Annotated in this window: 11 protein-coding genes; 9 read left to right on the top strand and 2 right to left on the bottom strand. The window is 37.2% G+C overall.

What is annotated here, in order from left to right; genetic code table 11:
- Positions 1–124 precede the first annotated feature (124 nt).
- Positions 125–589 carry a hypothetical protein gene (locus tag ACG916_RS05485; protein ID WP_336953107.1) on the top strand — a complete coding sequence of 155 codons (465 nt, stop codon included), beginning with the start codon at positions 125–127 and terminating at the stop codon, positions 587–589.
- Positions 590–607: 18 nt separating this feature from the next.
- Here the strand turns inward: ACG916_RS05485 and rlmKL are convergent, their stop codons facing one another.
- A complete protein-coding gene (rlmKL, locus tag ACG916_RS05480) occupies positions 608–2812 on the bottom strand; it encodes a bifunctional 23S rRNA (guanine(2069)-N(7))-methyltransferase RlmK/23S rRNA (guanine(2445)-N(2))-methyltransferase RlmL (protein WP_336953105.1) in 2205 nt (734 codons plus the stop codon).
- A 189-nt stretch (positions 2813–3001) separates the two neighbouring features.
- Between rlmKL and ACG916_RS05475 the strand changes: the two genes are divergently transcribed.
- From ACG916_RS05475 to ACG916_RS05440, 8 genes are all read left to right on the top strand, one after another.
- Positions 3002–3613 carry a LysE family translocator gene (locus tag ACG916_RS05475; RefSeq protein ID WP_419327391.1) on the top strand — a complete coding sequence of 204 codons (612 nt, stop codon included), beginning with the start codon at positions 3002–3004 and terminating at the stop codon, positions 3611–3613.
- Between the two features lie 347 nt (positions 3614–3960).
- Complete coding sequence (locus tag ACG916_RS05470; protein ID WP_419327392.1) at positions 3961–4320, top strand: hypothetical protein; 360 nt, start codon at positions 3961–3963, stop codon at positions 4318–4320.
- A gap of 113 nt (positions 4321–4433) precedes the next feature.
- Positions 4434–5027: a hypothetical protein gene (locus ACG916_RS05465; RefSeq protein WP_419327393.1), complete on the top strand. Its 594-nt coding sequence runs from the start codon at positions 4434–4436 to the stop codon at positions 5025–5027.
- A gap of 94 nt (positions 5028–5121) precedes the next feature.
- A complete protein-coding gene (locus tag ACG916_RS05460; protein WP_004721095.1) occupies positions 5122–6138 on the top strand; it encodes an aspartate carbamoyltransferase catalytic subunit in 1017 nt (338 codons plus the stop codon).
- A gap of 16 nt (positions 6139–6154) precedes the next feature.
- Positions 6155–7390 carry a dihydroorotase gene (locus ACG916_RS05455; protein ID WP_336953099.1) on the top strand — a complete coding sequence of 412 codons (1236 nt, stop codon included), beginning with the start codon at positions 6155–6157 and terminating at the stop codon, positions 7388–7390.
- Positions 7391–7583: 193 nt separating this feature from the next.
- Positions 7584–9134 (top strand): OmpA family protein, encoded by a 1551-nt coding sequence (locus tag ACG916_RS05450; RefSeq protein ID WP_419327394.1) that lies wholly within the window; start codon positions 7584–7586, stop codon positions 9132–9134.
- Between the two features lie 144 nt (positions 9135–9278).
- Positions 9279–10313: a DUF1311 domain-containing protein gene (locus ACG916_RS05445; protein WP_419327395.1), complete on the top strand. Its 1035-nt coding sequence runs from the start codon at positions 9279–9281 to the stop codon at positions 10311–10313.
- A gap of 91 nt (positions 10314–10404) precedes the next feature.
- A complete protein-coding gene (locus ACG916_RS05440; protein WP_419327396.1) occupies positions 10405–11184 on the top strand; it encodes a Rossmann-like and DUF2520 domain-containing protein in 780 nt (259 codons plus the stop codon).
- 42 nt (positions 11185–11226) lie between these two features.
- Here the strand turns inward: ACG916_RS05440 and ACG916_RS05435 are convergent, their stop codons facing one another.
- Entirely contained in the window at positions 11227–11385 is a 159-nt protein-coding gene (locus tag ACG916_RS05435; protein WP_004721086.1) for a hypothetical protein, read from the bottom strand.
- Positions 11386–11499 lie beyond the last annotated feature (114 nt).

The following is an 11499-nucleotide window of genomic DNA, read 5'->3' as shown; positions in this document are numbered from 1 at the left end:
TCAAATATTTATATGTATTGATTTAGGTTTTACCTATTATCGGGTTTTTCATGAATTTATTGAAAAAACGGTCAAAAATTGATAGTTTTTTCAGTGAGGAATAATAAGAAAGGAAACGTTGATCATGAGGATCAAAGATAAGGATAAATCTGATTATTTAAAAATATTCGGTTTTCTCTTGATGGCATTCAGTTCGGTAGAGGTATTGGCAGATAAATTAGATGATCAAGATCTTGCAGAGCAATCTGTAGGTGTGGTTAAACTGTCACCTATTATTATTAAAGCTGTAAAGGAAAATGCACAACAACCTGTAGAAGAGCAAAATAATTTGCATAAACAAGTTGCTCAGGAAAGGTCAGATGATGCTAAAAAAGATGAAATTTATTCTACAGTTTTAACTGATTTCGAGTGGCAGAAAAAAGACCCAGATCCAAATCAACCTGGGGATAAATATTTAAAACCACTTGAAAAATATAGAATAAGCGAAGTTGGTTATAATCCATATCAACGCCATGATGTCCGAATTACAACCCAAGATCGCGTTACACTTTATATAGGACATGAAATTGACCCCGTGACTTATAAATAAGTCCGAGGTCTAACATAATTAAACAGGGAAGTGTTTAATTTTCCAGGCTCTATGAATTTTTTGATTACGTTTGAAATCTAAGCCAATCGTTTCATTGGTGATCTCCTGTACATCGAACATTGCATCGATTTCTTCATCCATCTCAAAACCACGGTAGTTATTTGAGAAATACAAAGTTCCCTCTGTAGTTAGACGGTTCATTGCACGTTTAAGTAAAGAAATATGGTCACGTTGCACGTCAAAAGTACCGTAGAATTTCTTTGAGTTTGAGAAGGTTGGTGGATCAATAAAAATCATGTCATATTGTTCATGACCTTCTTTTAACCATTCAAAACAATCGCTTGAGAAAAATTGATGCTGTTCATCAGGATGATCAACCGTTAAGCCATTCAAGACAAAGTTTTCTTTAGACCAGTTTAAATAAGTATTGGATAAGTCAACACTTGTGGTACTTGCAGCACCGCCTAAAGCAGCGTGTAGGCTTGCTGTAGAGGTATAACTATATAGGTTAAGGAAATGTTTTCCTTTAGCTTCAGCTGCAATGCGCAGACGCATTTGACGGTGATCTAGGAACAATCCAGTATCCAAATAATCAGTCAAATTGATTAAAATCTTGGCTTTACCTTCTTGAACAATAAAACGTTTAGATGCTGTACTTTGTTTTGCATACTGGGTTTTACCTTCTTGACGGGCACGGGTTTTAATAAAGATCGCATCACGACCTAAACCTGTTACAGCACGTATTGAAGCCAAAGCAAGGTTAAAACGTTTTTTGGCTTTTTCTGGGTCAATGGTTTTTGGTGGTGCATATTCTTGAACATGTAAACGATCACCATACAAATCTACAGCGACATTGAAGTCTGGTAAATCTGCATCATAGAGACGTAAACAGTAAATATTTTCTTTTACAGCCCATTTCTTTAAAGCTTGCATATTTTTTTGCAAGCGATTGGTAAAGTCTTCTGCACCTTCAATTTTTTCAAATTGTTGAGGTTGCCAATCTGCAAGGAAAGGTTTAACCACTGCAGCAGGCTTAATATCACCAAAACGAATGTAAATTGGTAATTTACCATTCATTAAACGTAAAATTTGTGGATTGTTAAACGCCAATACATCTGCTTGTTCAACAGCAGCTGCGATAACCGCAGCATGCTGATTGGGGAAATTCTTTTGTAGAAGCGCGGATAGGCCCAGATACAAAGCTCGGTTAGAAGCCTTTTCCCCTAAACGCTCACCATATGGTGGGTTGGTGACAATAAATGAAGTTTTTCCTTCTGCTTGGAAATCAGGCCAATCGGCTAAAGTTCGCTCTTCAATTTGAATTTGATCCAGTTGTTGCTCAAATCCAGCAGCAATAATATTTTGTTTGGTTGCTTTTACTGCTTCCCAATCTGCGTCATAGGCATAGAATTTAGGCAAAGGTTGTTCTAAGGCAACTTTATGACGTTCAGCTGCTTCAGCTTTAATCGACATCCATAACTCATGGTCATGTCCATTCCAGCCATTAAAGCCAAAACGGCGTACTAAACCAGGTGCACGATCAGTCAGGATCATCAATGATTCAATAATAAAGGTTCCTGAACCACACATTGGGTCGAGAATAATTTCTGGATTACGTTGTTTAAGCTGTGCTTTTTGTAAGATAGCAGCTGCTAGGTTTTCTTTTATTGGGGCATCTGTCATAAAACGACGATAGCCACGCTTATGTAAAGAATCCCCAGATAAATCTAAACAATAGGTGTGTTCAGTTTTTCCAGCAAGTACATATAGTGTAATTTCAGGCTGTTTAATGTCGATACTTGGACGTTTACCTACAGCTTCCATGAAGGAATCAACCACACCATCTTTGACACGTAAAGTCGCAAACTGTGTATTGACTTTAATATCACGTTCTACATGAAGACGAATCGCGAAAGTACTTTGTGGTGCAAAAATAAGTGACCAATCAAAATTGATCGCACCTTCATAAAGTTCTTCTGCAACGTCACGTGCATCATGGGTAAACTCAAGCTCATGAACATGAATCGGTGTCAGTACACGAGAAGCCAAACGTGACCACATACAAACACGGTATGCATCTTCGAGTTTGCCTTTAAAAATTAAACGCCCAGGAAATTTTTCAATATCTTGAATCCCTAAACCTTGAATTTCTTCTTGCAGTAAGGTTTCTAGTCCATCTGCACAGGTAACCCAATATGTAGAAAGACGTGGTTTCGAATTCATGAATATTTCCAAAGACATTAAAAAAGCAATCGCGTATTTTAGCGTATTTTAATGACGAAAACTTATAGAATGGTCTTTTAAGTCCGAAATTTTATAAAAAGTACTAAATTCAGTTAAAAATTTGGTTTTTTTGCTTGAAATATATTCAAATATCAATATGTAGATAAGATCGAATAAAGAATTTAAAAAATGCTTAGTCTTATTGTTTCAATGTTTATTTTTTCGCTGTCTATGTCGATTTCACCAGGACCTGTGAATTTAACTATTTTAACCAGCAGTATGAATTATGGTGTAAAAGCAACTTTTGCATTTATCTCAGGGGCGACCATTGGTTTTACCTTGTTATTGGCATCGGTCTGTTTTGGTTTATATCAAATGATTGTGGTTTATCCTGTACTTCTTGATGTGATCACGATTTTAGGTACAGTTTTATTGTTGTGGATTGGACTGAATATTCTACGTGCAAAAGGGACATTTATCTCTAGTCAATCCCAAGATGAAGCAAAAATACCGACCTTTATACAAGGTGCGTTAATGCAATGGCTAAATCCCAAAGCATGGATTGCCGCAGTGGCGGGTACAGGGCTATTTTCAACGGGGCATATTCATGCTGTTTTATTGGTTTTTGTAGTGATTTATTTTGTCGTCTGTTATCTATCTTTATTGCTATGGGGGATTGCTGGTGAAAAGTTAGCAAGCTTTTTAAATACAGGAAATCGGGCGCGTTTTTTTAATATCGTGATGGGGCTATTATTGATTTTAATTTCATTGGAAATGTGTTGGCGCTATTTTTATCATTAGAATTTGATTTAAAATTCTTGCGTTACTGAAATCATTTAAGAACAAGAAAAATTTGCATGCAGTATTGCAATTTATATAGATGAATCATCTATGAATAAAGCACACATGTAGTTCTTGATTTATGATGATGAGAGCAAATTTCATGACGGAGTAATTTATAGATCTATTTGACGCTCCGCAATGTGTAGGGCGATTTTTAGTAGGCAAGATTTTAATAGAGAATAATGTGTATGCATTATTATTTCATTTAATGGCGTTATTTTGGTACACAATTTGCTTAATTATCCACCGTATTGGCTCAGAAATTTAATTGAATTTTTAATGAATTAATAAATACGGGGATTTCTATGCAAGATCTTAACAACAGCAGATTTATTGCACATGCAGATGCATTTTCCATTGGGGCATTAATCTTAACGCGATTAAGACGTGTGACAGGGCGCGTTATTGATGTAATGTATTTAGTGGATAATAAAAGCTATGCACAGTATGTGATTGATATGTCATTGGCGACTCAAGATCCAGAATTAAATCGGCATGCCTTGCGCTTACAGCATTTATTAGAACAGGAACAACCAGTTTCTTCTGTGAATACGCTAACCACAACGCAAGTTGAACAAAGCGAGGAAGCATATGTTTCTGGTGCAACAGAAGAAGAAATTTATCAAGCACAAGTTTCACATCACTATATTGGTGCATTGAGATAAGTCGGGCATTAAGCTCTAACTATTGGGTTAGAGTTTGATTGATACAGTGTGATTAAAAATTAAAACTCATATATAGTATTTTTTAAGCTGAGGATAAGCTGTGAGACAATCTCTTGAGTTATACGAAATTAAATGCAGAAATTAGCAAATATTTAAAAAACAACCAAATGATTTACGTGGGTACCGCTGATGAGTCGGAACAACAAACTGAACTGCGATTAAGACACTATGATCAAGCAAAGGCTGCTGTGTTTAACCTGTGGATTGAACAGAAAAAATATAAAGAATTGATCTCTTGTGCGCATGGGCGTTGGTATCCTTATGAGGATTTTACTCTGCCATTGGCACAATATTTTGCTGCTCAACAGGATTTGCCACATTTAAAATTTCTTTGTGAACACGAGATCCGCTTTCGTTTAGAAGATACCTTAAGGTGCTTAAAACGTGTAAAAGAATATGATGTGACATTAAGCAATATAAAAATATTGGAATATCAATTGCATGATTTTGATCCACAAATTTACCATCCAATAGCAGAATTACTTAAATGGCGTAATCAATCCTTGCTGAGAATAGATGCTTATATCAAGCTTTTAAAAGATCAATCAGATATTGATTACATCAATATAATTCAGCAACTTCGAGAAAAATTAATGAACTTAACGCTCAAACTGGCAGACTTAAAGCAGATCAAATTTAAAATTTGATCGCTGACTTTTATGACTATTTGTCCAAAACTTCAACTGCCAAAGAAAAAGAAAATCTGTATAATACGTTAACTTAACCTCTAAGGAATCTCTCATGCACTTGGCGGCATTGCATACACCGAGTCAGATTCAACTCAATAATGACGGAAACTTAAAGCATTTCCTCACCATCGAAGGTCTTTCTAAAGCAACCCTCACCAAAATTCTAGATACAGCCCATTCCTTTATAAATGATCAAAATCAACTGATAACGACACCACTTTTAGAAGGTCGTACAGTGATGAACTTATTCTTTGAAAATTCGACACGTACACGAACTACTTTTGAAGCGGCTGCAAAACGGTTATCTGCAAATGTATTGAACATTGATATTGCACGATCAAGTACTTCAAAAGGGGAAACATTGCGCGATACGCTATGGAACCTCGAAGCGATGGCAGCAGATATTTTTGTTGTACGCCACTCTTCATCAGGCGCAGCGCATTTTATTGCTGAAACAGTTTGTCCGCATGTTGCAATCATCAATGCTGGAGATGGGCGTCATGCTCATCCAACTCAAGCAATGTTAGATATGTTAACCATTCGCCGTGAAACGAAAAAGAATTTTGAAGACATTAGTCTGGCGATTATTGGTGATATTAAGCATTCGCGTGTTGCACGTTCAGATATCGCAGCTTTGCAGACTTTAGGTTGCAAAGATATCCGTGTAATTGCACCAAATACTTTGCTTCCGTGTGGTTTTGACGAATATGGTGAAGGTGTTCGCTTGTTCAATAAAATGGATGAAGGCATTAAAGACTGTGATGTGATCATTACTTTACGTATTCAAAATGAACGTATTGATTCACCAGCTTTGTCGTCACAAGCTGAATTTTACAAAATGTATGGTTTAAATAAAGATCGTCTTGCCATGGCTAAACCCGATTGTATTGTTATGCATCCGGGACCGATGAACCGCGGTGTAGAGATTGATTCTAGTATTGCTGATGGTGCACAGTCGGTAATTTTGCATCAAGTGACCAATGGTATTGCAGTGCGAATGGCTGTTTTGGCTTTGGCAATGCAAGGTCAGTTGCAAGAGAAAGGTTTGTTAGAAGCAATTGCGGTTTAAGGTGAAGGATAAAGTCATGAGTAGTGTAAAAATTGAAAATGTACGTGTCTTAGACCCAATAAAAAAAACTGACACTGTACAAACGGTTTATGTTGAACATGGAAAAATAGTCGAATCATCTGCCAATGTTGTAGATACAATTGACGGACAAGGCAAATGGTTGATACCCACCATGGTGGATTTGTGTGCACGGTTACGCGAGCCAGGTCAGCAACAGCATGGTACCTTGAAGTCAGAAGGTAAAGCCGCACGTGAAAATGGTATTTTGCATGTATTTACCCCACCTGATTCAAAGCCGATCGTGCAAGATAATGGTGCTTTGATTCATGGACTGGTAGAAAAGGCCATGTTAGATGGTGGTATTCATTTACAAGTGATTGGTGCACAAACCCAAGGTTTAAATGGTAAACAACCCGCAAATATGGCAGGTTTAAAAAAGGGGGGGTGTACTGCTGTTTCAAATGCCTATGCTACTTTTAAAGACGATGATGTGGTTCTGCGTACCTTGGAATATGCGGCTGGTTTAGACATGACTGTAGTGTTTTATCCAGAAGAGCACCAGATCGCAAAAGATGGTTGTGTACATGAGGGGTTTATTGCCTCACGTCAGGGATTACCAATGATTCCAGCACTGGCTGAAACAGTTGCTATTGCGAAATACCTATTGATGATTGAAGCGACAAGCGTCAAAGCGCACTTTGGTTTGCTTTCAAGTGGTGCATCTGTAGAGTTGATTAAAATTGCAAAAAACAAAGGTTTGCCAGTGACAGCAGATGTTGCAATGCATCAATTGCATTTAACAGAACACTTAATTGATGGTTTTAACTCTTTGGCACATGTGCGCCCACCATTACGTGCTGAAAAAGATAAAGAATTACTGCGCCAAGGCGTCAAAGACGGTGTGATTGATGCGATTTGTACGCATCATGAACCTTTGAGTGGTTCTGCGAAATTAGCGCCTTTTGCCGAGACTTTACCCGGTATTAGCGCATTTGATACTTATGTCTCTTTTGGGGTTCAATTGGTCCGTGAAGGTTTGTTTGAGCCTTTAGAATGGGTTGAAAAAGTCACGCTCGCTCCTGCAAAAGTGGCCAATATGACGGATCGTTGGGTAAAAGAATCGGGTTGGGCTTTGGTTGATCCAGATTTGGAATGGGTAGTTAACAATGACAGTATTTTATCTCATGGAAAAAATACGCCATTAATCGATCAAAAAATGATTGGTAAAGTGCTCCATACTTTTATTGGCTAAGATGTAAATTTTACATAAGCCTAAAAAAGTAAACAAAAAGCCAGCATAAGCTGGCTTTTCAAATAGATATTGAACACATTGCGCTACAAAAAGCTATTATAACTATTAGAATTTAATCACTAGAATAAAAAACGATCAATAAAATGATTATTAAAGTGACAAATACAACAATGAAATCGGAGTGTCCAAAATTATGAATATTATTGAGCTTTTAAAAGAACGGGTGACCACAAAAGTTTTACAGGGTGATCTTCAGTTTCAAGACGAAAAAATCGGTGCTTTAAGTGCCTTTTACCCCATTCTCCTCTCTGTTTTAAAATCAAAACCTGAACTCATTGACACACTGCAGCAAAATCTAAATCCTCGCTTAAGCGATATTTTCAGTCATCAACCAGAAACGGTCGCGCATTTTTTAGGCTTGGTTGCGGGCAATGGACCAACTCAAGACATTGAAACCACATTAAACCATTCTATTGCTCCAACTTTATCATTGCTTGCGGATCAAGCTGGCTCAGATAGTAAACATGAAATTTTTGATTTTATCAAAGCACAATGGAACAATATTCAGGATGCTTTGCCCGCTTGGGCAACAGGATTATTTGCAACATTAGGCTTAAGTGTAGGTGGTCTTGGTTTCGCAGGCACTACTCAAGCTGCTCCCGTGGCTGAGGCTGTTATCCCCCCTGTAGAGCCTGTGGCACCCACACCTATACAAAGTGTATCTCCAACACCAGTACCCCTTGATACGTCTACAATCACAACAAATTCGATCCAAGATGAACCTAAAAAATCCAATTGGTTATTGCCAATTATTGCTTTGTTGGTGATTGCAGGATTGGCTGCATTGTTATTTAAACAATGCAGTAGCAAACCGCCTGCTGGGGGAGATCCAGTAAGCAGTGGCGCTTCACAAGCTGTTGCTGATTTGCAAGCTGCTGAACTGCAAATTTCTACAGATGCAGAAGGTAAATTAGCAAGTTGTCAGGCACAATCGAGCAGTCAATCTTTATTAGACAGCTTAAAAACCAGTATTGCCTCAGTGTTTGGTCAAACCGATCATTGTCAAGTTACAGCCAGCAGTGCTTATGCCGCTGATTTGCCAGATCAAAATGCTGTAGATCAGGTGTTGGCTAAAATTAAAGGTATTCCAAATATTTCACTGGCTTGGATCGGTGATCAACTTACCATTCAAACACCAAATTTAGCGCAAGCACAAAAATTGGCAGATGAGTTAAAAGCTATTGCTCCTAATCTACATATTTCTGTAGAGCAAACAGCCGATGCAAATGCAGCTGCAACAAGCAGTGCTGCAAATGTAGATACAAGTAATTCACAAGCAGACCAAGCACTTTCAAGCATTCAGGCAGATAAAGCCAATGTAAATGATATTGCCGCTGCATTGAATTTACAGGTGATTAATTTTGCGACAGGTTCTTCTGGTATTCCAGAAGCCAATAAAGCGATTTTGGATAAAGCAGCGAATTTGTTAAAACAACTACCAGATGCAAAACTCGTGGTTAAAGGCTATACCGATAATGTTGGGAATGCGGATTCAAACAAAAAATTATCTGAAAAACGTGCAAAATCGGTTGTGGCATATTTGGTTGAAAAGGGCGTACATACCTCACAGTTAACTGCTGAAGGACATGGTCAAGACAATCCAATTGCAGATAATTCAACCAAAGAAGGGCAATTTAAAAACCGTCGTATTGAGTTTGAAGTACTTGGTGCAACGACACCATAATCTTTTAAAGTGGTATGTTCAGTGCTAAAACAGGCATAAATTGTATAAAAAGCTTCTGAATATCCAGAAGCTTTTTATTTTTTACTCGAAAATTCTTAAATTATTTGGTTAAATGATCCACATAAAAATATGATCGGATAAACAATGAATAAATCATTAAACCCATTATTTATGATTGCTGCGATTTCGAGTACTCTGATTCTGTCAGGCTGTGATTACTTCAAAAAGAAAAAAGATGAAGGTAATGCTGAGCTTGCAGAGTGGAGTTGTACCAATCAAGATAATATCAATCAAATTCAAAAATATTTGAAAGATGAGTATTTGCGTGAAGTCGCAGACAATATTAAAAATTCTGGTTATGAAGCTGACCAAGCACTACTTCAGAAAATTAACAATGGTTTAAAGTTTGAAGTGAAGAATGTTCGTACGATCACTGAAGACTCTTCTAAAACCAATCAGTTGGAATGTGAAAGTCAGTTAGTGGTTCAATTCCCGAAAGGCTTACAACAGCGTGCTGAAAATTCATATGCAGAATTTGGGCAAGATTGTGAGGATGGATGTGAAGGTGATGGGTATCGCAGCATACGTGAATATATCGAAGCTGGTGAATCTAAATTGGTACTAGCCAATGATCAGTTGAAAGGCAAGTTTAATTATAATGTTGTGAAAACAGACAAAGATGGCTTAACCCTTGATGTGCTTAATCAGGATGCAGTTATTCAAGGGGTAACTTTTGTTACGGTAAAAGCAGTGCAATACGCAGCCTATATGAAAGAAAATAAAGATATGCGTGAACGCGAGCAGGTCAACCAAATTGAAAATGCAGAGCAAACAGCGCTTGCACAAAAAGCCATGGATATCCGTAAAAAAGAGCTAGATGAAGAAAAACTCAAACAAGTCGATCGTTTAAACCAGACTTGGGATAGTTTGAGTGATGAACAAAAAGAACAGTTTAAGCAAGATCAAGCAGAATGGTTTGAAAAACGTGATGTTGATTGTAAAGTCATTTCACAGAAAAGTTTTGGCGATATTCCAGATAGCGAAATTGAAACCTATCAGCAACAACGTCAATATTGGGATGATGCGATGTCTCAGCAAAACAAAGAGATGCAATATACCAAGTGTTTTAATAAACGTACCGCTGAGCGAATTATTTATTTAAACAATGCATTAAATTGATGTAGTTATCAAAATGATCTGAGAGGGATGAATTGATTCATCCCTTTTTTATTGGCATGCTGTAACTATATTTAAAGTTTTAGATGTTGATATGCGTATTAGTATTGTTGGTTCAGGTCGTGTTGCTACACATTTTGCAAAAGCATTGTCAAAACAACATCATATTGTTCAGATTTATAGTCGTGATTTAAACAAAGCACAACGCTTAGCCCAGCTGGTGAATGCTCAGGCTATTGATATTATGCAAGGTATAGATCCTGAAATTGATTTATTGATTATTGCGGTGAGTGACCAAGCCATTGCTCAAGTCATCCAAATGATTCATTCACAACTTTCAGATGTTTTGATTGTCCATACTTCAGGCAGTACCAATCTGAATATATTGACTGAACACCATGTAAAATCTGGGGTTTTTTATCCCTTACAGACTTTTAGTTTTGAACGTGAAGTGGATTGGAAAAATACCCCGTTGTTTATTGAAACGGCTTTACAAGAGGATTTGTCTGCTGTAATGACGCTAGCAAATAGTCTAAGCGATCAAGTTTATCCCTATAATTCAGCGCAGCGGCTGAGCTTACATCTGGCAGGGGTATTTGCTTGTAATTTTACAAATTATTGTTATGACATGGCTAAACAAGTGGTCGATGCACAGCAGGTCGATTTTAATTTACTGTATCCATTAATTTTGGAAACAGCAAAAAAAGCCACTCAAAATGATCCTGAAACAATGCAGACGGGTCCTGCAAGGCGTGGAGATGTGAATATTTTAAATATGCATCAGCGCATGTTACAGGATATGGGACGGGAAGATCTTAAAGATGCCTATACACTTTTAAGCCAACAGATACAGAAAAAACACTCACTTGATTAAGTGAGTGTTTTATCAATCGTATCTTTTGAAATCAATTGAGATTTAGTTTAAAGCAGCGTGATCTGCACCGATTGTGACAATAACACCAATACAAAACAGGCTACAGTAGATAAAAAACCAGATAATCATGCGTTTAAAGGCTTTGTCTGAAATCGAGCTATCAGCATATTGTGGTTTTTTAGGGCTTTTGTCATCATTCATCGCAAAATCTCTTTCTGCTTAATATAGATTCATTATGGATAGAAACGAATTCACACTGTAGATACAAAAAATTAGAAAAAAACTATAACAGATAAGTAAGCAATGATGAATCTG

Origin of the sequence: Acinetobacter legionensis (assembly GCF_048552295.1) — a bacterium.
GTDB lineage: Bacteria > Pseudomonadota > Gammaproteobacteria > Pseudomonadales > Moraxellaceae > Acinetobacter.
This window is presented reverse-complemented; position numbering and strand designations above follow the sequence as displayed.

Bases quoted from the DNA above. Each gene is read 5' to 3' on its own strand.
- ACG916_RS05485 (WP_336953107.1), top strand. From the start codon at position 125: ATGAGGATCAAAGATAAGGATAAATCTGATTATTTAAAAATATTCGGT.
- rlmKL (WP_336953105.1), bottom strand. From the start codon at position 2,812: ATGAATTCGAAACCACGTCTTTCTACATATTGGGTTACCTGTGCAGAT.
- ACG916_RS05475 (WP_419327391.1), top strand. From the start codon at position 3,002: ATGCTTAGTCTTATTGTTTCAATGTTTATTTTTTCGCTGTCTATGTCG.
- ACG916_RS05470 (WP_419327392.1), top strand. From the start codon at position 3,961: ATGCAAGATCTTAACAACAGCAGATTTATTGCACATGCAGATGCATTT.
- ACG916_RS05460 (WP_004721095.1), top strand. From the start codon at position 5,122: ATGCACTTGGCGGCATTGCATACACCGAGTCAGATTCAACTCAATAAT.
- ACG916_RS05455 (WP_336953099.1), top strand. From the start codon at position 6,155: ATGAGTAGTGTAAAAATTGAAAATGTACGTGTCTTAGACCCAATAAAA.
- ACG916_RS05450 (WP_419327394.1), top strand. From the start codon at position 7,584: ATGAATATTATTGAGCTTTTAAAAGAACGGGTGACCACAAAAGTTTTA.
- ACG916_RS05445 (WP_419327395.1), top strand. From the start codon at position 9,279: ATGAATAAATCATTAAACCCATTATTTATGATTGCTGCGATTTCGAGT.
- ACG916_RS05440 (WP_419327396.1), top strand. From the start codon at position 10,405: ATGCGTATTAGTATTGTTGGTTCAGGTCGTGTTGCTACACATTTTGCA.
- ACG916_RS05435 (WP_004721086.1), bottom strand. From the start codon at position 11,385: ATGAATGATGACAAAAGCCCTAAAAAACCACAATATGCTGATAGCTCG.